The sequence below is a fragment of the Stenotrophomonas sp. RIT309 genome (genome assembly GCF_000632045.1).
GTDB lineage: Bacteria > Pseudomonadota > Gammaproteobacteria > Xanthomonadales > Xanthomonadaceae > Stenotrophomonas > Stenotrophomonas indicatrix.
In genome coordinates this window covers 1-17,705 of sequence record NZ_JFYS01000001.1, presented here as the reverse complement: position 1 = coordinate 17,705, position 17,705 = coordinate 1, and the positions used below count along the sequence as shown (strand labels likewise).

The window sequence follows — 17,705 nt, the reverse complement described above, 5'->3', positions numbered from 1 at the left end:
ACCGCCGCGCGTCATCCGCCGACGATGCGCCCGTCCACCACGCGCGCCACCTGCTGGCCGAACACCGCCACATCCTGCGGATCGTGGCTGATCAGCAGCAGCGGAATACCGGTTTCATCCAGCACGGTTTCCAGCTCCTGGCGCAGGTGCTGGCGCAGGTCGTGGTCGAGCGCTGCGAACGGTTCGTCCAGCAGCAACGCCTGTGGCCGGGTCACCAGTGCACGCGCCAACGCCGTGCGCTGGCGCTGTCCGCCGGATACCTGTGACGGCAGCAGATCCGCCACATGCTCGATCCGGAATGCCTGCAGCCACTGCTCCACTGCCTCGATACGGGTGCCGCGCGGTGGATTCAACCAGCCCCGCTGCAGCCCGAACGCCACGTTCTGGCGCACGCTCAGGTGCGGAAACAGCGCGTAGTCCTGGAACACATATCCCAGGCGACGACGCTGCGGTGGCAGATCGACCCCTGCTCCCGCATCGAACAGTGTCTGCCCGTGCAGGCGCACATGACCATGCTCCGGGCGCAGCAGGCCGGCCACCGCTTTCAGCGTCAGGCTCTTGCCGGCACCGGAAGGCCCGAACAGCACCACCTGCCGCTGCGTGCACTGCAGTGCTACGTCCAGCTCGAACGTCTGGCCGGACGCCTGCAATCGCCGCTGCACCTGCAGGTCAAGCCACATCGCGCAGCTCCCGACGGCGCCCACCCACCAGCCGCGCGGCCAGCAGCAGGATCACGATGCACACCACCGACGTCAGGATCACCAGCGCATTGGCCTTGCCATCCTGCCCCGCCTGCACCGCTTCATAGATGGCGATCGACAAGGTCTGCGTGCGGCCCGGAATGCTGCCGGCCACCATCAGCGTGGCGCCGAACTCACCCATCGCCCGTGCGAACGCCAGCAGCAGGCCCGCCAGGATCCCGCGCCATGCCAGCGGCAGGGTGATGCGGAAGAACACCGCCGCTTCGGACACGCCCAGCGTGCGCGCGGCCTGCTCCAACTGGCCGTCCACTTCCTCGAATGCAGCGCGTGCCGGTTTGAACACCAGCGGAAACGACGCCACCGCAGCAGCGATCACCGCCGCCTGCCAGGTAAACACCAGGTTGATGCCGAACCACGACTGCAACCAGGCGCCGATCGGGCCATTGCGCCCGATCAGCACCAGCAGGTAATAGCCCAGCACCGTCGGCGGCAGCACCATCGGCAGGGTCAGTATCGAATCCAGCAGTTCCCGACCGGGAAAGCGCCGCCGCGCCAGCAGCGCGCCAAGCGCCACGCCGGCAACAAGATTGATCGCCGTGGCCCAGCCGGCCACCTTCAACGACAATCCCAGTGCGCTCCAGTCCAGGTCCATCCGTCAGGGCTTGCCGAACCCGTGCTTGTGCAGGATCGCCTGGCCCTGCGCCGAGCGCACGAACGCCGCGAAGCGCCTGGCTTCCACCGGCTGCGTGCTGGCCTGCACAACCGCCAGCGGATAGGCGATGCGTCCGGCAACCGGAACCTGGAACGCGCGCCGCACGCGATCAGGCATTGCCTGCGCGTCGGTGGCGTAGACAAACCCCGCATCCACCTCGCCCCGCGCCACGTAATCCAGCGACTGCCGCACATTCTGCGTACTGATCACCTTGCCCTGCACGGCCGGCCACAGCTTGGCAGCCTGCAGCGCGCCCTGCGCGTAGCGGCCCACCGGCACGCTGTCCGGGTTGCCCACTGCGATGCGCTGCACGCCGGCACCCGCCAGATCGGCCAGTGCGCGCGGCGGCGCCTTCGCCTGCGGTGGCACGACCACCCACAACGCGTTCACCGCAAAAACCTCACGCGTACCGGCCGCCAGCAGCTTCTGCTGCGCAGCCTGGTCCATCGTTGCTTCATCGGCCGAAGCGAACACATCCACCGGCGCGCCGCGCGCGATCTGCTGCAGCAGTACGCCGGAAGCGGCAAAGTTGAAGTCGACCCTGCTGCCCGGGTTCGCCTTCTCATAGGCTGCGCCCAGCTCGCGGAAGCTTTCGGTAAGGCTGGATGCCGCCGACACTGTAAGTTCGGCCGACCACGCCGGCAGCGCAGCCACCATCCCCAGCAACAACACGCCCAGCGTCTTCATATCGGCTCCTTGTCCGTGTTCAATCCGTTTCGGAATCCCTGGCCACGGCCAGCGCCGCCAGCCGCTCGGGTTGCAGCAGCAGCATCTCACGTTGGTTGACTGCGATGACACCCTCATCGCTCAGCCGCCGCAGCACCCGGCTGACCGTCTCCGGCGCCATCCGCAGATAATTGGCGATCTCGGTGCGGGCCATGGTCAGGTTGAAGCGGGTCGCGGAAAAACCACGCCGCGCATAACGCGCCGACATATCCAGCAGGAACGCCGCCATCCGCTCCTCGGTGCGGTGGTTGGCCGCCAGCGTGGCGACCTTGCCGATCTCCGCGCTGAGCAGGCTGAACAGCTTGGCCTGCAACCCCGGCATGCGGGTGGCCAGCAGGCTCAGCTTGGGGAACGAAATGCGGCACAGGTGCACCGTATCCAGTGCCACCGCATTGCAGGGGAAGCGCGAACCGTGAATCGCGTTGAGCCCGATCACCTCGCCCGGCAGAGCAAAACCCAGCACCTGCTCGTTGCCCTGGCTGTCGTCGACGAAGGTCTTGACCATGCCTGCGCGCACAGCGGCGATGGAATCGAAGGCCTCACCCGCACGGAAGATGTATTCCCCCGCATGGAACGGCCCCACGTGGTCTACCAGCACATGCAGTTCGCCCAGCGCCGTCTTGTCATAGCCCTGCGACATGCAAGCATCGGAGAAGGCACAAGTGCTGCAGAAATGCAGCGCGTCGCCATCATCGGCGGCGGCAGGATTCGGCGTGGCCCGGCCGGGGCGCGGCTGAGGGGACGGAATCGAAGACATTACGGCAACGCTCGAACGGAAGCATCCATCATACGGCACGGCCCCATCGCCTTCCGTGCACTGCACGGGTCACGCCGCTGGTGACGTGCCGCGCCGGCCTGCGCCGCGCTGGCGCACGCTGTCGCGCACATCCACATCGAACTGCAGTTGCAGCGTGGTGCCGTCGTCCAGATACAGCGCAAAGGCCAGTCCATCGCGGCATGGCAGGCGCCCAGCCAGGTCCTCCACGGAAGACCGGGGCAATACCAGGCGGCAATCGGTGCCGCTGTCGAGCAGCACCGCGCTTTCGCCGCCGTGCAACGAAACGGCCGTGCCCCAACCGCCGCTGCCACCGAACCGGGTCAGGTTCTCCACCGTTTCACCGGCCAGCAGCGTGGCCAGCTCGGCCTCGTCCAGGCGCAAGCGCATTGTCTGTTCCTGCAACTGCACCTTCATGAGGCAACGTCCTCCCATTGGGTGGGGGTATTGCAGTTGACCAGGGCGCCTTCATCGGCATGGGCCAGGCGCAGGGTCTGCGCGTCCAGCCGGTGTTGCAGGGCCTGCAGGGAGCGCGGGCCGAGGGGATCGTGGATCATGTTTTCGAGGATCGTGCGGCTTTCATTGGCTACATTAAACAGCATCGGAAGCGGATGCCCGTCAAAGATCGTGCAAGCGCCGCTGTGCCGGTCACGCAGCTGCTGCAATAGCTCCGGGGTCAACCGGGGTGTATCCACCGGCACCACCCAGGCAGGGCCATCGGGCATCTGCATCGCCACGCTGTACAGGCCACCCAGTGGCCCGCAGCGCGTGATCTGGTCCGGCACGCCGCCGAACGCCGGATAGCGTCCGCTCACCCAGACCCGGTCTGCCCCGGCCAGCCGCAAGGTGCCGCGCATGTGCTCCAGCAGGGTGCGCCCCTGCCAGGGCAGCATTGCCTTGTCGCGGCCCATCCGGCTGGACAGGCCGCCGGCCAGCACGATGCCGGCAATGGGCGTTTTCACGCGGGAAACCCGACCACGCCATACGTGGCCGCTCCTGTCGGGCGCGAGGGGAAGGCCCCATCCACGCATGGAGCAACCGTGCAGGTACGCCTCAATAGATCCACGCCATGCGTGGCTGCTTCTGCCAAGCGCGAGGGGAAGGCGCCATCCACGCATGGAGCAACCGTGCAGGTACGCCTCAGTAGAGCCACGCCATGCGTGGCTGCTTCTGCCAAGCGCGAGGGGAAGGCGCCATCCACGCATGGCGTGGATCTACTGCCGTCAGTGGTGATCATGCGCCGGTTCACCATCGGCGTGGCACAGCGTGCAGCCTTCGCTCCACTCGCTGTCGCCGTCCTCGTAATGTTCCTGCTTCCAGATCGGGCACTGGTGTTTCACCGCCTCGATCAACTGCCGGCACGCGCGGAACGCCTCATCACGGTGCGGGCTGCCCGCAGCCACCACCACCGCAACATCGCCAATGCCCAAGCGGCCCTTGGCATGCGCCACATACAGCTTCAGCTTCGGCCCGAACGTCGCTTCGATCTCCGCCGCAAAGCGCTGGATCTCGTTCAGCACCAGCGGTTCGAACAGGTCATAGGTGATGCCGGTCACCGGCCGCCCCACATTGAAGTCGCGCACCTTGCCGATGAACACATCTATGCCGCCGAATGCCGGGTCGGACACCGCCGCGATGCCTTCGGCCGGGTCGATGGCGTGCTGCGCACGGTCCACCACCTTTGCCGTCACGTTGCTGCTCATGGCTCAGCCCCCGCTCACCGGCGGCAGGATCGCCACCTTGCCATCGGCAGGCAGCGCCTCGTGGTCACGCAGCACGCGCTGCTGGTCGGCAAAGGCAGAATAGTCCAGCAACCCGGCGCGGAAACCGGGAAAGCGCACCGGCAACAGCTCACGCAGCGCCTGGCGCAGATCGGCCACCGTGCCACCGGCCACCTCCAGCGCAATCTCGCGGCTGTCATCCAGATCGGAAAACGCACCGAACAACTGCAGATTCACCTGTTTCATCGTCACTCCTGGGTTGCCAGCTGCAGCGGGTCCTGATGGCCCCAGCCCTGCACACGCACCGGTGTGCCGGCCGCGACGAGGTCCCCCTCGCCCTCCAGCACCACCCAGGCGTTGGCCTGCAGCATGGATTTCAAACGGAACGATTCCTGCCCAGACAGCACGCGCGCGCTCAAGCGCCCCTGCGCGTCCACGTCCACCCGCGCACGCGCGTGGAAGCGCAGGCCCGGCGGTTTGCGCACATCGGCCTGCAACGGCAGCTGCAGCAGCGGCTCTGCGGCCAGGCCCAGCAGGCGGCGCAGCACTGGTTCAACGAAGAAACGCTGCCCCACCGCCGCCGACACCGGGTTGCCCGGCAGGCCGAAATACAGCGCGCCATCGGGCAGCACTGCAAACAGCAGTGGCTTGCCCGGGCGGATCGCCACCTTGTGGAACACGATGCGGGCGCCGCGGGCGCGCAACGCATCGGGAATGAAGTCGTAGCGGCCGGCCGACACCGCGCCGGTGCTGATCAGCACCTTCGCACCCGCAGCCAGCGCGTCGTCCAGCACCGCATCGAAGGCAGCCACGTCATCGCCCACCGTGCCCTGCCACACCACCTCGGCACCGGCGGCCTGCAGGCGGGCGATCAGGTAGGGCCGGTTGCTGTCACGGATCTGTCCGGAGTCCAGCGCCTGCGCCGCTTCGGTCACCAGCTCCTTGCCAGTGGCAATGACAGCGACCTTCGGCCGTGCCACCACCGCCACCTCGGCCACACCGATGGCGTGCAGCAGGGTGCGTGCATTGATGTCCAAGGCCTGCCCGGCCTGCAGCACGCGCTCGCCTTCTTCCACGTCCTGTCCGCGCAGGCGCACGTTCTGGCCAGGTTTCACCCCGCTCTTCAACGCAATGCGGGTCGGGCGACCCTGCTCGCTGGCAAGGATCTCCACGTTCTCGATCGGCACCACCGTATCCAGCCCAACCGGCATGCGCGCGCCAGTCATGATTTCCCATGCACCGTCGCCGCCCTCGGCACCGGCGTCGCCCGCCGCCTGCCAGCCCTGCACCACAAATTCGGTATCGCTTTCGAACGGCGTGCCATTGGCGCGCAGCGCGAAGCCGTCCATCGCCGAGTTGTCGAACGGCGGCAACGACTGCCCGCTGATGATGTCCGTGGCCAGGATGCGACCCGCAGCCTCATGCAATGCCAGCCGCTCGGCCGGCAGCGGTGCAGCCGCTTCCATCAGGTGCTGCAGCGCTTCGCTGTAGGCAATCATGCGTGGCCACCGCCATCGACCATCGCCAATGCGTGGCCCAGCACCGGCGCCAGGATGTCCAGGCACTGCGCGGCCGCACGCGGGCTGCCCGGCAGCGCAAACACCAGCATGTCATCCAGCTGCACCACCTCGGCCCGGCTCAGCCAGGCCATCGGCGTGTGCTGCGCACTCAACGCGCGCACCATCTGCGCCAAGCCGTGCACCGGTCGCGCATTCAACGAACGCAGCGCCTCCGGGGTCAGGTCGCGCGGGCCAAGCCCGGTGCCGCCGGTACACAGGCACAAGCGCACGCCCTCGCCCGCCAGCGCACGCAGGCGGCCCGCCAGCGGCTCGATGCCATCGGGCAATACCTCGGCAGCCACCACCTCGCCACCGAGCGACTGCAACCCGCTCACCAGCTTCGGGCCGGACTCGTCGGCATAGCTACCCTCGCTGGCGCGATCGCTCAGGGTGATCACCGCGCAGGCCGCGCCGTTCAGGCCCTTCGGCGGGCGCGGCCTGAAGCGCGCGCGCTCGCCCTCGTCCATGCCGTCGGGATGCAGCCACAGGCCGCGCTTGCCGCCCTCCTTGAACAACAGGCGGATGCCCTCGATGCGCAGCGCCGGCTCCACCGGCTTGCTCAGGTCGTACAGGGTCAGCAGTGCCGCGTTGACGCCGGCAAGCGCCTCCATCTCCACACCGGTGCGGGCCTCGCTGGCGCACTCGCACCACACGCGTATCGCCTGCCGCTCCGGCACCGGCGCGCAGTACACCTGCACCAGTTCCAGCGGCAACGGGTGGCACAGCGGCATCAGCATCGAGGCCATCTTGGCGCCCTGCAGCCCAGCAATCTCGGCCATCACCAGCGCATCGCCCTTTGGCAACCGGCGCTCGACAATCAGCGGGTAGGCCACTGGCCCGGCATGCAGCTCGCCCACCGCCACCGCGCGGCGGCGGGTAATACGTTTGTCGCGCACATCGGCCATGTGGAAGGCCGCCTTCAGATCACCCGGCATCGTGTTCCTCATCCTCCAATCGAAGCCAGGTGCGGAATCAATCCGGTCTGGCCCTGGTGCAATCCGTGCCCGGCCGCTTTCAGGCCAAGCTGTGTGGTGATGCGTGCCAGCAGCGCGTCCTGGTCGTCGTCGCTCTGCAGCAGCGGGCGCAGCGGCACGCCGAATTCGCCGAACAGGCACAGCCGCAGATCGCCCTTGGCGGTCACCCGCAGGCGGTTGCAGCCCTTGCAGAAGTCACGCGAGTACGGGGCGATGATGCCCACCGTGCCGCGATGCTGCGGGTGGCTGAACTCGCGCGCGGGGCCGGCATCGTCCGCGCGCGGGCGCTCGTGCCAGCCAGCGGCCAGCAGCTGCTCGATCACCACGTCGGCGCGCAGATGGTGGCGCTGGAAATAGGCTTCGTTGTCGCCGGTACGCATCAGTTCGATGAAGCGCACGCTGAAAGGACGGTCGCGCAGGAAGTTCATCCACTGCGGCAACTCATCGTCGTTCAGGCCGCGCAGCAGCACCGCGTTGAGCTTGATGGCCGGCAGGCCCAATGCCTGTGCCATCGCCAGCCCCTGCTGGATTTCCGGCAGGCGGTCGTGGCCGGTGATGGTCCTGAAGCGCTCGCGCTGCAGGCTGTCCATGCTTACGTTCAGCGCGGTCAGGCCGGCCCGGTGCCAGCCGGGAAGGCGCCGCGGCAGCAGCGTGCCATTGGTGGTGATGGCCACCTTGCGGATGCCCGGCACGGCCGCCACCGCAGCGATGATCTCGTCCAGGTCCTTGCGCAGGCTGGGCTCACCCCCGGTAAGGCGGATCTTGCTCATCCCCAGCATGGCAAAGGCGCGCACCAGGCGCGCGATCTCGTCCACCGCCAGGAAGCGCGGACGGCCGTCGGCCTGGTAGCCATCGGGCAGGCAATAACTGCAACGGAAGTTGCAGGCCTCGGTCAATGACAGGCGCAGATACGGGAAGCGGCGTCCGAACCCGTCGGTGAGTTGGCTCATGGCTGTTTCACTCCTGAGCCCACCATGCCGCTGGGCGCCTGAACAGGTTGTCGACCCGAGCCCTCAGAGTGCGCCGGGGCGCTGAAAGCGTCAACCCGGAGCTCGACTGCGGTGGCGCTGAAGGGTACAGCCTTCAACCCTGTCGTTTTCGAACCGGCCGCTACGTCCCGCTTCTTCACCCAACCACGACACCTGTCGCAGATTGCCTGGTCGCGGTGGGTCATCGCGGCAGCCAGCAGTGCCGGTACTTAACAGCGTGGTTCAATGCCGAAAGCGTCTCCAATCGTGAGCTATTTGCAACTCTTCTGATTGGCATTGCACAGCGACGCGGGCTCAGATGGCGTGCCACCGAAAACGGGTGGCCGGGTTTCGAATCCCGTGTTGACCTTGAGTGATTGCGCTTGCCAGTCGGCGTCCACATTCCGTGGCGCCGGCTGGCAATCCGTCTGCCGGCTATGGCGGGCGGTGCGTGGGGGCGTTCGCGCCCGCCGGCTTGAGGTCAACCCGGATTCGAACCACGTACCGTCCGCCACCTCTGTGTGGCGGCTACCGATTGCCTTGCACGGAGCCATGCCATGAACGGATCTGACCTGCCCCATCTGCACGCCTACAGCGACCCGGCCAACGCCGATGACCTGGCAGAGGCCGTGCACCCGGATGCGAACACCTTGAGTGCCAACCTGAGACGCATCGGCAAAGGCGCCGCCGCCGACGGGCAGCCCTGGCCAGAGCGACACCAGCTGCCCGGGCGCTGCATGGCGCTGGCCGATGCCGATTGCGCATTGGCCGGCTTGCGGGTGGTGCAGGAGGTACTGCTGGCGGCGGAGCGAACCCGGCAGAACGGCGAGCCCGAGGACTACGTGGGCGACCGGGTGATGGAGGGGCTGATGCTGGCGTGCCTGGCGTTGAGTGCGCAGGCTGTGGGGCGGTTGCAGGTGGAGGGGTGAACGGGACTCGCTTGGAATGCACCTTGCGCCTCCAGGTTCACCAGCGAACGGGAAAAAGCCCACCGGTACTGCAGCCCCCCCCCCCCCCTTTGTCTCGCGTGTTACTCCGTCTCAACAACAGCATTGCCCCACGCTCACTCGCCTGTTGCTCTCTTTCCGGATAGAGCAACCAGAAAGATCAGAACAAGGACGATGCATACCGCCAGGTTGAACAAGAGGATGGGGCGTATGGCGAGGTAGAGCTCACCAACTCCCACAGAATAAGAACCATGATTGGACTGCGAGCCTAGCGCTCTTGCAGTGATCTGAATCCACACAAGCGAAGCTATTTGAACAACAGCGATTCCAATCGCGGAGAACAGCCGTCTGGTAGGAGTTCTGCCGACCATTGCGACATACGCGAGCACCGAGAGCGCCGCATAGAAAACAACCAACATCCAAGTCATCACCGCTTCCGTTCGGAATTCTCCGCCCTCATGCAACCCGTGCTCGCTGGGCCTTCATCAGGCCTTCCTTGGTACGCGGAAGCTAATGTGCCTCGCCTTGGCAAACGCCGGTCTGCTCCCTTCCGCTTCTGGCATGAACCGCTGCACGCCGCCCCGCAGCTGGGAACGCCCAACCTGTCAGCCTTGGGGGGCTTGGTCATTTCCGGGATCGACAGCTGAGCCGGCCGCACGTTGAGCAGCGCTGCTCGTACTCCTTGATGCACGATGGCTTGCAGCACTACGCCGGCGTCCGTGGAACCGAAAAGCCTTCATCGTTGACGCCGTTTCTTTCCTGACTGGGCTGATGGACTTTCGCGCAGCCCTTGTCGGATCGCGATATCCAACGCTACTGCCGCCGCGACGAAGCACATCGCCGCGACGGACCTCTCATAGGCCAATTGGCCAAAGTACTGCTGAATCGCAAATCCAAAACCACAAAGTCGACCGCACAGCGTGCCGCTATTGTTGATTCCAAACTTCAGAACCAAGACGCCCATGAAGGCAGCCAGACTGCAGAATACCAAGCCCGGAAAGAAGACGAGGGGGCGCCAAGCTCGCTTTGATTTCGACATCAACGGCTCCAATGCGGTCGTGGCAGTGCTGGGGGTTTCCTTTGGCGTGACACACTTGGCCGAGGCGACCCTCGCGTCATAGCTGTAGCCCACACTAAGATTAGGGCATGGCTAGGCGATTCGGACCAAGCGGGTAAGCGCATCGTAGCGATTAGTAACACTGCGCGGGTCGGTGGCGATCTTGCTATTCCCGACGGCGTCGACGGCAAAGCTGTTCGCACCACTGCCCGGGCTGACCCGGCCAGTCAGATCACCGAAACCGCTGGAAGTTCAGGTGGCGCGCAACCCCTTCGGGACGGTGACCTAGATGATCTGGTCCCATGCGCCGTACTGGTCGTACTGGCTGTGAATTTCCGCCTTCACGCCGCCCACGTCCTGCAGGGTCTGAGCCAGCCTGTTCAGCGGGTCGAACTGCTAGCGGCTGACACTCCGCAGGGGACACGCACTTATATTCAGAGTGCTGAACACGGCCCTTCAAGTCGAACGACTGCGTCGCACCGTAATTGGCTCCAACGCCTGCGCCGATGATACCGAGAGTTCCCGATGCCTCTGCGTAGACTCCTACTCCGTTGGCAGACTCACATGAGTCGGCAGCTTTCTGATCGGGGCTTCCACCCATAGGATCGAATGAGAACCCGCCGCCTACGCCGATACCAGCCCTGATAGCTCAAAGTCCCCAGAAGCCATCCCAGATCAAGCGCCACCAAGATTTGGTTGTTCGGGCCACTTCACTTGGCTTTCTTGTGAGAGCCAAAATGACCCAAATGGTGCTTCCGCCCATGATGATTAGCCCAATCAACGTCATCAGCGCGGGGCTTATGTGCCTATAAAACCACCAGCCCAGGAGGATCAGGATCATCAAAGCAACATAGCGGAGCAGCAATCCAGTTTTCATAGTCCTATGGTTCCTACTTCCTGCAAGAATTCACTTGGCTTATGGACAGCCTCCTTAACGTGCTTCTCCATAATATCAATCCAAAAAGGCTCACCAGGGTCATCTGACTCAGTTCCCCAAGGCAACAAACCCGAGTATGTCTTCAGGACGTCGCCCCTTGAATAATTGCTACTGTCTTCACAGGCTGCCTCCGCCCACTGCTGCTCGGCGCGAGCCCACGCCTTCTGGCCACTAGTGATGTTCCAGACGCCCAACCCAATACTTGCGGAGCCCGGTGCGGCGGTCACTACTGCACCCTCCATGCCAAGTCCTCCAGCGATCCTCAGCGTACCTGAAGCAAGCAAGCGCCCAGCGTTGATGGCATTCCCAATTGCGACGGCTGTCTTGTGCACGTTCCTTAATCCCAACGGGTCTATCAAGCTAAGTGAGTTTCCGCCAGCGTATCCGTAGGTGCTGATTCCGCCTCGTAACCCAATCGGATCACTCTGCGAATACCGCCCCACTGCCGGGTCGTACTCCCGTTGGTAGTTGTAGAACAACCCACTCGCATCCGTCGCCTGCTGGCCCGGGAAGCGCAGCGCCAGCTCGAACGCCACACCGTCGCCATCCGGGTCGGCACTCGTAATCTGGTTGCCGAACACTTCGCTCTTGTTGCTCCACTCCCAGATCGAGACGTTCCGTACCGGGTCGATCACCACGCGCGGCGTACCCAGATGATCCGGCTGGACGTAGGCCAGCTCCGGTACGCCGGCGCTCGGCACATTGATCAACGCCACCGGATAGTTGTCCAGCCAGATCGCCTGCTGCTGCGCCTGCCCCGTGGCCGAGTAGTTGCCCACCCACTGCCCTGCCTCGTCATACAGGGTAATCTGAGCCGCACCACCGGCCGGGGTACGCAGCACGCGCTCACCGCGATGGTTGTAGGCGTAGCTCTCCAATGTGGCGTTGCCCTGCTTCACTGCGTTCATGCGGTTGGCATCGTTGTAGGTGAAAGCCTTGCTGCCAATGCTGGTGGTGTTGCCCGATGCGTCGTGATTCCGCACCTCGCCATCCACCGCAGTCAGCCGGTGGCTGGTGGCCGGATAGGTGTAATTGGCGGTTCCTGCCGAAGTGGTCAGCGAGATGCGGTTGCCGGTTGCGTCGTAGCCGTAGGTTTCAATCGGCGTGCCGGTCGTACCGTCCTGGGTCTGGGTCAGGCGGCCGAGCGCGTCATAGGCGTACTTGGCCAGCACTTCGGACCCTGCTCCATTCTTCAGCTCGATGATCGAACCGACCGGATCATAGCCATAGCTCAGCGATAGCCCGCCTGTTGCCGGGTCATGCACGGCCTGCTGGCGGTAATCCAGGTCCAGTGGCCGCTGCAATTGACGCCCGTTGCCGTAGGTCCACCCTGACGCCGGGCCGAAGGCCGCGTAGGTCACGTTGTTCACCACGATCTGCCGCGACTGCCCAGGGCGGGTCAGGCCGATCTCACTGACGCGCCCCTGGGTATCTCGCACGTAGTCGGCCACGCTGCCGTCCGGGTAGGTCAACGCGGTCAGGCGGCCGGACTTGCTGTAGGCATAACGCAGCGTGCTGACGACGCCGTTGACGGTCTGCACCTTGCGGGTGACCTGGCCGAAGCGGTCATGGCAGTACTGGGTGCTGCCATTCGCGTGCAACACCTGCCCCAGGCGCCCCTTGGCAAAGCGCTCGTCGGCGGCGCAGGCAGCCGGTGCCACGTCATAGCTGTAGCCCACGTCCAGATTGGGGTCCGGATAGGCGATGCCGATCAGGCGGTTGAGCGCGTCGTAGCTGTAGGTAGCGGTGAGGCCCCGCGCATCGGTGGCGGTCTTGCGGTTGCCAGCCACATCAACGGTGAAGCTGCTGGCGCCACTGTCCGGACTGACCTGTCCAGTCAGATCACCGAAACCGTTATAGGCATAGGTAGTGTGCAGGCCCTTCGGGTCAGTCACCTGGGTGACCTGGTCCAGCGCGTTGTACTGGCTGCGGATTTCCGCAGCAACTCCTCCCACGTCCTGCAGGGTCCGCGCCAGCCGGTTCAGGGGATCGTACTGCTGGCTGGAGACGCGCTGCAGGGCGTCGGTTACCGTCTGCGGGTTGCCGTTTGCATCGTAGGTGAAGCCAGTGGCGTGGTTGCCGGCGTCTTTCAGCGCCGTAAGCTGGCCAATCGTGTTGAAGGTGCGTGCCAGGGTGCGGCGCAGGGTGCCGCCTGCATCCAGAGTGTCCTCCTTCAGGCGATTGCCGGCATTGTCCAGCGTGTAGTGGACGGTGTTGCCGGCGTTGTCCTCGATGTCGGTCAGTCGTTGTGCAGCGTCATACACGTAGGTCACGCTGTTGCCATCGGGCTCGGTGATCTGCTGCACCTGGCCGGTGGGCCAGTAGCTGATGTGGGTGGATCGATCATCGGCGGTAGTGGCTCCGCGTACGGTCACCGAGGTGGGCCAGCCCCGGGCATGGTAGGCGTAGTCGGTGACCACGCCATTGGCATCCTTCACCGACAACGGTCGCCCGTAGGCGTCGTAGGCCAACGTCTCCACCGTCTGACCAAGTGCATTGGTGACGCTGCGCAGGTCGCCCTTGCGATAGGTGCAGGCCCCATTGGTCGCGCACCCTGCGTCGTCTGCGGCGTAGTAGGCATAGGTGCTGACGTCGGCCACGTCGGTGCGCGCGCCATCCACGCTCTTCAGCAGCCCCTCCACGGGGCAACTGCCCGCCGCGGCCACATCCGCAGCCTCGCAATAGGTATATGTGGTCGTACGCGTCTGCCCGGATGCCAGATCCTTCAGGGTCACGCTCACCGGTTGTCGGCGCGGGTTGTAGGCGGTACGCGTCTCACGCTGACCGATGGTCGTCGCCAGCACCGCGTTGGTCACACTGTCGCGCACGGCCTGCACAACACGCTGTTCAGGCAGGCCCACCGCATCGGTGATGGTATGGGTGTTGACCGGTCGGCCCGTCACCGCGTCGACGCCTTCGCTATATGTGTGCTTGGTCTGGACGCCGCGCCGGTCCGTATAGGTATCCAGACGCCGGCGGAAATCGACCGCGCCGTCATAGTAGGTGCGGCTGACCGAACCCTGGGCATCGGTCGTGCCCGACACCTTGCGGGGAGGTGCGCTGTCGCCACCGGCTGTCAGCGTGTAATCGGTCTGATGGCCCAATGCATCAGTGACCACCGCACCGCCATTGGGGCTGTAGGCAAGGGTTACGCCATCAGCGCCACCCGCGTGCTGGCTCGAAATGACGCGACCGATGGTGTCATAGGTGAAGGTGCTGTAGCGGCGCCCATCCTCGGCGGTAATGCCGGTCAGGTGCTGGGGGAAATCCAGATTCTCGTAGTGATAGGTGCGCACCCCGCCGCCCGCGTACGTGACGGTAGCGACCTGCCCGTGCGCGGTATAGGTATAGCTCGCCTGCGGTACGCCCGCGACCAGAACGGAGCTGATCAATGCTTCGTAGTCGTTGGACTGATAGACGAATTCAAGCGTACGGCCGCTGCTGTGCACGACGGCAGCGAGGCGCTGGCTATCGTCATAGATGAAGGTGAGCGACGTGCCGTCCACAAAGCGCTTCACGGCGAGCCGGCCCGCATCGTCGAATGTCGAAATGGCGTCGGACGCGTACAGCGTCCAGTTTCCATTCTGGACCAGGCGATCGCCACTGCTGTCGGCGGCCTCGTAGACCTGGCCGATCTTCTTGAAGGCGCGCTGGAAACCGGTGGCTTCAACGATGCCTGCGCCGCCCGCCCCATCCAGTGCGAGCTGGGCACCTAGCGAGTGTGTCCAACCGTAGCCGAAGCCTCCGGACGAGGTGGATATTCCCGAATGGTAGTAGCGCGTCAGTGCAACCCAGCCCAGATCGAAGTCCTGCGCGATCTCGTACTTCTCACCGGTCTTCACGTCGCAGGGGTTGCCTACGGTGCCAGTGCACGGAGGCTCCTGCGATGCCGGAGTGCTGGAGGGGTTCGGGCTCATGCCACTCATGGCGCTGTTACCCGAGGTCGGGCAATTGCCGTTCCCGCCATCCTTGTCGCACTGCGTCGTCTTGGAGGTGATGGTTGCTACGAACTCTTCGCTGACGCAGGCTTCGTGCTTGTTGGACCACTGGGTGAGGGGGACCGGGCAGTTCAGACGCCGGGTCCGCGTCATATGGGCATCGCTTGGGTAGGGCGTGCACGGCGACTCGGCTGTGTTGTCGCCGGTCATGTATATCACTTCAAAATCACGTGTCTCGATGGTTCCTTCCATGTCCGGGCTGAGCGCATACCACTCGCTTGTAGGCGTAACGGCTGCACCCGGGCATACAGGATTGAACGCCTTGATATCGGCGAGATAGGAAGCAACCATCGCCTCTTCTGTCGGGAATATAGCGGTACTCAGATACGACCAATCAGGGTCGGAGGGCTGGGACTTGCCCATCCAGTACGTGATTGAGGTATTTCCCTCCAGGTCCACGACCTTCGACTTGATCGAATTGACGGACTGCCAACCGAACTGGAGCTCAGGCGGGAACGGACTCGGCGCGGGCAGGCTCTTGATCGCCTGCACTGCCTCCTGCTGAGTCTTGTACTGGGTCGAATTCCCGCTTGGCTGGGAGATGCGCCAGGTTGTCTTGCTCTCCTGCGCCTGCGCGGCAAGGGGGGCCGCGCAGCCAAGCGCGGCCATCGTCAGCGCCACACACACCAGCTTCATTGTCCGTTCGAACATCCGTGTTCTCCTTCCTGGGCGAATACCGCGCCGGGAGGGACGAAGGCGCACGGGCGGTTCACCGCCCTATCGCGCCCTGCTTCGGATCGTCCCTGTTCCGGAATGCGGCAACGCCGCACGGGGCAGTTATCGCGCAAGCCCATTACATAATCAAGTCAAGCCGTGGGATGTCGGTCACGATTATCGATATCGGCAACGCCCCTCCCTGGTGATCAGAGTACTCCCCCAAACTGCTTCCAGTCTTCATTGGTGCTAGCGTGCACCGTCAAGCCAGTGATGCAAGGATGCGCTGCAGGATCGTCTATGACGCCGACATTACCTCCATTTTCAGACCGCATGAGGCTGTTCCTCCTCTTCGCGCTCTGCTTGATACTCATCTCCTGCGATCTGGATCTGGTGATGGACAGCTCCTACGCCACGAAGCAGGAAGCCGTCGACGCCGAGATGATTGCCAAGGGCTGGATTCCCGCGTGGGTGCCCGAGGAGGCGACCGACCTGCGTGAGGTGCACGACCTCGATTCAAACGTGAGCGCGCTTGCCTTCAGCAAACCACGCAGCAAGCAGTTGCTGTTGCCGCCCGGTTGCCGGCCCGTCAACCACAGCGCTACCCAGCCGGCGCTGTTCAATCGAAGCTGGTGGCCGAGTGAGACCGCTCTGAAGCGCTCCTATATCTTCTTTCGTTGCGAGCCCGAATTCGGCAAGTCGATCTTCGTCGCAACAAGCGGAACCGGCGATCATGTGCTCTTCTGGCGCACGTACGCTCGCTGATGCGCATGCCCGCCCTCCCCTGCAACCCGACACTACAGATGCACACTCCAGGAACGGTCCTCACCACCCTCGCCCTTTGCCTGTTGCCCAGCCTTCCGGTCTACGCAGAGCAACGCACGCCTGCCGATGTGGAAGCGATCGAACAGGTGATCGAGTCCTTCCGCACCTCGCTGATCAACAAGGGCTGGTCCGCACCGAGCGGGGCTGGAAGATCTTTTCGGTGATCTATTCGATACGTGACAAACGCAGTTCCGCAGAGAGCTGATGCGCCCTTTCAGCAAATCAACGTCAGCCAGTCACCATCAACCACCACGCGCAGCTGAATCCTGATCCCGCAACCGCGCCGCAAAATACCGCGTGGGCGATTGCCCCAGCGCCTTCTTGAACATCGTGATGAACGCCGTCACCGATTCATAGCCCAGGGTTTCAGAAACCCGCTGCACCGCCGCGCCGCCTGCAAGCTCGCGAATGGCAACCAGCAGATGCAGCTGCTGCCGCCAGCGCCCGAACGACAGTCCGGTTTCCCGATCAATCAGCCGCGTCAACGTGCGCTCACCCAACGCCAGGCGTTTGGCCCACTCGCTGATGGTGCTGCGGTCGGCCGGATTGGCTGACAGCGCCGCAGCCAGCGCGCGGATCTTGGGGTGGTCACTCACCGGCAGGTACAACCGCTCGGCCGGCATCTGCACCAGTTCGTCCAGCAGCACTCGCGCCAGGCGATCGGTGTGCCCACCGCGCGGGTAGTCCTGCGGCGCATCGGCCAGGTGCAGGATCATCTCGCGCACCATCGGCGAGATCGACAGCGTCACGCAGTGCAGTGGCAGGTCGACAACGCCCGGCTCGACGAACAGATAGCACAGGCGGGCGTTGGCGGTGGCCCGGTTGCTGTGCGGCATGCTGCCCGGAATCCACACGCCGCACTGTGGCGGCACGATCCACAACGCATTGGCCACCTCGCAGGTCACCGCGCCATGAAGTGCCAGGATCAGCTGTCCCTTGCGGTGGTCATGCACTGGAATCTCGGCATCGTGGTCGGCCACCTGCAGGCGGCTGGCCACTGCCGGCCGATCCGTCGCGTCCGGGTCCAGATCAAAGCCAGGCAGTGAAATGCGAGTCATTCTCGATGACCGGATTCAGCGATAGACTGACATTCTAGCGAAATTCGGCGACGGGGCTCGCTGAATACGATGGCGCCATGCACATCCCCGCCC

At 64.6% G+C, this 17,705-nt stretch carries 18 protein-coding genes and 1 pseudogene; 3 read left to right on the top strand and 16 right to left on the bottom strand.

Translation table 11 applies throughout. From position 1 onward, the window contains the following. Positions 1-11 precede the first annotated feature (11 nt). The 11 genes from BW38_RS20260 to moaA all read right to left on the bottom strand — a co-directional run bounded on the left by BW38_RS20260 (position 12) and on the right by moaA (position 8,118). The gene (locus BW38_RS20260) at positions 12-680 is read right to left on the bottom strand and encodes an ATP-binding cassette domain-containing protein (RefSeq protein ID WP_032974546.1); all 669 of its coding nucleotides are present in this window, start codon (positions 678-680) and stop codon (positions 12-14) included. Beyond that, entirely contained in the window at positions 670-1,353 is a 684-nt protein-coding gene (modB, locus tag BW38_RS20265) for a molybdate ABC transporter permease subunit (RefSeq protein ID WP_025874355.1), read from the bottom strand. The genes BW38_RS20260 and modB overlap by 11 nt, the downstream gene beginning before the upstream one ends. Before the next feature lie 3 nt (positions 1,354-1,356). Next, a complete protein-coding gene (gene modA / locus BW38_RS20270; protein WP_032974545.1) occupies positions 1,357-2,100 on the bottom strand; it encodes a molybdate ABC transporter substrate-binding protein in 744 nt (247 codons plus the stop codon). Between the two features lie 19 nt (positions 2,101-2,119). Next, positions 2,120-2,896: a helix-turn-helix domain-containing protein gene (locus BW38_RS20275; RefSeq protein WP_032974543.1), complete on the bottom strand. Its 777-nt coding sequence runs from the start codon at positions 2,894-2,896 to the stop codon at positions 2,120-2,122. A gap of 69 nt (positions 2,897-2,965) precedes the next feature. Next, positions 2,966-3,331: a hypothetical protein gene (locus BW38_RS20280; RefSeq protein ID WP_032974542.1), complete on the bottom strand. Its 366-nt coding sequence runs from the start codon at positions 3,329-3,331 to the stop codon at positions 2,966-2,968. After that, complete coding sequence (locus BW38_RS20285; protein ID WP_051584863.1) at positions 3,328-3,825, bottom strand: molybdenum cofactor guanylyltransferase; 498 nt, start codon at positions 3,823-3,825, stop codon at positions 3,328-3,330. The genes BW38_RS20280 and BW38_RS20285 overlap by 4 nt, the downstream gene beginning before the upstream one ends. 312 nt (positions 3,826-4,137) lie before the next feature. Beyond that, positions 4,138-4,617, bottom strand: a complete 480-nt coding sequence (locus BW38_RS20290; RefSeq protein ID WP_032974540.1) for a molybdenum cofactor biosynthesis protein MoaE — start codon at positions 4,615-4,617, stop codon at positions 4,138-4,140. Between the two features lie 3 nt (positions 4,618-4,620). Further along, positions 4,621-4,881, bottom strand: a complete 261-nt coding sequence (locus tag BW38_RS20295; RefSeq protein WP_025874341.1) for a MoaD/ThiS family protein — start codon at positions 4,879-4,881, stop codon at positions 4,621-4,623. Positions 4,882-4,883: 2 nt separating this feature from the next. Further along, positions 4,884-6,134 (bottom strand): gephyrin-like molybdotransferase Glp, encoded by a 1,251-nt coding sequence (gene glp, locus BW38_RS20300; protein WP_032974539.1) that lies wholly within the window; start codon positions 6,132-6,134, stop codon positions 4,884-4,886. After that, complete coding sequence (gene moaCB / locus BW38_RS20305) at positions 6,131-7,129, bottom strand: bifunctional molybdenum cofactor biosynthesis protein MoaC/MoaB (protein WP_032974538.1); 999 nt, start codon at positions 7,127-7,129, stop codon at positions 6,131-6,133. Before moaCB ends, glp begins: the two co-directional genes overlap by 4 nt. 8 nt (positions 7,130-7,137) lie before the next feature. After that, on the bottom strand, positions 7,138-8,118 hold the full coding sequence (gene moaA / locus BW38_RS20310) for a GTP 3',8-cyclase MoaA (protein ID WP_032974537.1): 981 nt from the start codon (positions 8,116-8,118) through the stop codon (positions 7,138-7,140). 575 nt (positions 8,119-8,693) lie between these two features. Between moaA and BW38_RS20315 the strand changes: the two genes are divergently transcribed. Next, the gene (locus tag BW38_RS20315) at positions 8,694-9,065 is read left to right on the top strand and encodes a hypothetical protein (protein WP_032974535.1); all 372 of its coding nucleotides are present in this window, start codon (positions 8,694-8,696) and stop codon (positions 9,063-9,065) included. Between the two features lie 134 nt (positions 9,066-9,199). On the opposite strand, the gene BW38_RS0120340 is transcribed toward BW38_RS20315, so the two are convergent. From BW38_RS0120340 to BW38_RS20320, 4 genes are all read right to left on the bottom strand, one after another. After that, the gene (locus BW38_RS0120340) at positions 9,200-9,511 is read right to left on the bottom strand and encodes a hypothetical protein (RefSeq protein WP_032974534.1); all 312 of its coding nucleotides are present in this window, start codon (positions 9,509-9,511) and stop codon (positions 9,200-9,202) included. 308 nt (positions 9,512-9,819) lie between these two features. Continuing rightward, the gene (locus BW38_RS21665; RefSeq protein WP_152543251.1) at positions 9,820-10,122 is read right to left on the bottom strand and encodes a hypothetical protein; all 303 of its coding nucleotides are present in this window, start codon (positions 10,120-10,122) and stop codon (positions 9,820-9,822) included. 667 nt (positions 10,123-10,789) lie between these two features. Further along, positions 10,790-11,017: a hypothetical protein gene (locus BW38_RS0120335; RefSeq protein ID WP_032974533.1), complete on the bottom strand. Its 228-nt coding sequence runs from the start codon at positions 11,015-11,017 to the stop codon at positions 10,790-10,792. Next, complete coding sequence (locus BW38_RS20320) at positions 11,014-15,726, bottom strand: RHS repeat-associated core domain-containing protein (RefSeq protein WP_032974532.1); 4,713 nt, start codon at positions 15,724-15,726, stop codon at positions 11,014-11,016. Before BW38_RS20320 ends, BW38_RS0120335 begins: the two co-directional genes overlap by 4 nt. Before the next feature lie 336 nt (positions 15,727-16,062). Between BW38_RS20320 and BW38_RS20325 the strand changes: the two genes are divergently transcribed. Next, on the top strand, positions 16,063-16,494 hold the full coding sequence (locus tag BW38_RS20325; protein WP_032974849.1) for a hypothetical protein: 432 nt from the start codon (positions 16,063-16,065) through the stop codon (positions 16,492-16,494). Between the two features lie 38 nt (positions 16,495-16,532). Next, positions 16,533-16,676: pseudogene (locus tag BW38_RS22185) on the top strand (nuclear transport factor 2 family protein); the annotation flags it as partial. A 120-nt stretch (positions 16,677-16,796) separates the two neighbouring features. On the opposite strand, the gene BW38_RS20330 reads toward BW38_RS22185, so the two are convergent. Continuing rightward, complete coding sequence (locus tag BW38_RS20330) at positions 16,797-17,612, bottom strand: helix-turn-helix transcriptional regulator (protein ID WP_032974530.1); 816 nt, start codon at positions 17,610-17,612, stop codon at positions 16,797-16,799. Between the last annotated feature and the right edge of the window lie 93 nt (positions 17,613-17,705).

What these genes read in the sequence shown, in the direction of transcription:
- BW38_RS20280 (WP_032974542.1), bottom strand. Translation starts at nt 3,331, where the DNA reads ATGAAGGTGCAGTTGCAGGAACAGACAATGCGCTTGCGCCTGGACGAG.
- BW38_RS0120335 (WP_032974533.1), bottom strand. Translation starts at nt 11,017, where the DNA reads ATGAAAACTGGATTGCTGCTCCGCTATGTTGCTTTGATGATCCTGATC.
- BW38_RS20285 (WP_051584863.1), bottom strand. Translation starts at nt 3,825, where the DNA reads ATGGGCCGCGACAAGGCAATGCTGCCCTGGCAGGGGCGCACCCTGCTG.
- BW38_RS21665 (WP_152543251.1), bottom strand. Translation starts at nt 10,122, where the DNA reads ATGTCGAAATCAAAGCGAGCTTGGCGCCCCCTCGTCTTCTTTCCGGGC.
- BW38_RS20325 (WP_032974849.1), top strand. Translation starts at nt 16,063, where the DNA reads ATGAGGCTGTTCCTCCTCTTCGCGCTCTGCTTGATACTCATCTCCTGC.
- modB (WP_025874355.1), bottom strand. Translation starts at nt 1,353, where the DNA reads ATGGACCTGGACTGGAGCGCACTGGGATTGTCGTTGAAGGTGGCCGGC.
- modA (WP_032974545.1), bottom strand. Translation starts at nt 2,100, where the DNA reads ATGAAGACGCTGGGCGTGTTGTTGCTGGGGATGGTGGCTGCGCTGCCG.
- BW38_RS20320 (WP_032974532.1), bottom strand. Translation starts at nt 15,726, where the DNA reads ATGTTCGAACGGACAATGAAGCTGGTGTGTGTGGCGCTGACGATGGCC.
- BW38_RS20290 (WP_032974540.1), bottom strand. Translation starts at nt 4,617, where the DNA reads ATGAGCAGCAACGTGACGGCAAAGGTGGTGGACCGTGCGCAGCACGCC.
- BW38_RS20260 (WP_032974546.1), bottom strand. Translation starts at nt 680, where the DNA reads ATGTGGCTTGACCTGCAGGTGCAGCGGCGATTGCAGGCGTCCGGCCAG.
- glp (WP_032974539.1), bottom strand. Translation starts at nt 6,134, where the DNA reads ATGATTGCCTACAGCGAAGCGCTGCAGCACCTGATGGAAGCGGCTGCA.
- moaCB (WP_032974538.1), bottom strand. Translation starts at nt 7,129, where the DNA reads ATGCCGGGTGATCTGAAGGCGGCCTTCCACATGGCCGATGTGCGCGAC.
- BW38_RS20295 (WP_025874341.1), bottom strand. Translation starts at nt 4,881, where the DNA reads ATGAAACAGGTGAATCTGCAGTTGTTCGGTGCGTTTTCCGATCTGGAT.
- BW38_RS0120340 (WP_032974534.1), bottom strand. Translation starts at nt 9,511, where the DNA reads ATGACTTGGATGTTGGTTGTTTTCTATGCGGCGCTCTCGGTGCTCGCG.
- BW38_RS20275 (WP_032974543.1), bottom strand. Translation starts at nt 2,896, where the DNA reads ATGTCTTCGATTCCGTCCCCTCAGCCGCGCCCCGGCCGGGCCACGCCG.
- BW38_RS20330 (WP_032974530.1), bottom strand. Translation starts at nt 17,612, where the DNA reads ATGACTCGCATTTCACTGCCTGGCTTTGATCTGGACCCGGACGCGACG.
- BW38_RS20315 (WP_032974535.1), top strand. Translation starts at nt 8,694, where the DNA reads ATGAACGGATCTGACCTGCCCCATCTGCACGCCTACAGCGACCCGGCC.
- moaA (WP_032974537.1), bottom strand. Translation starts at nt 8,118, where the DNA reads ATGAGCCAACTCACCGACGGGTTCGGACGCCGCTTCCCGTATCTGCGC.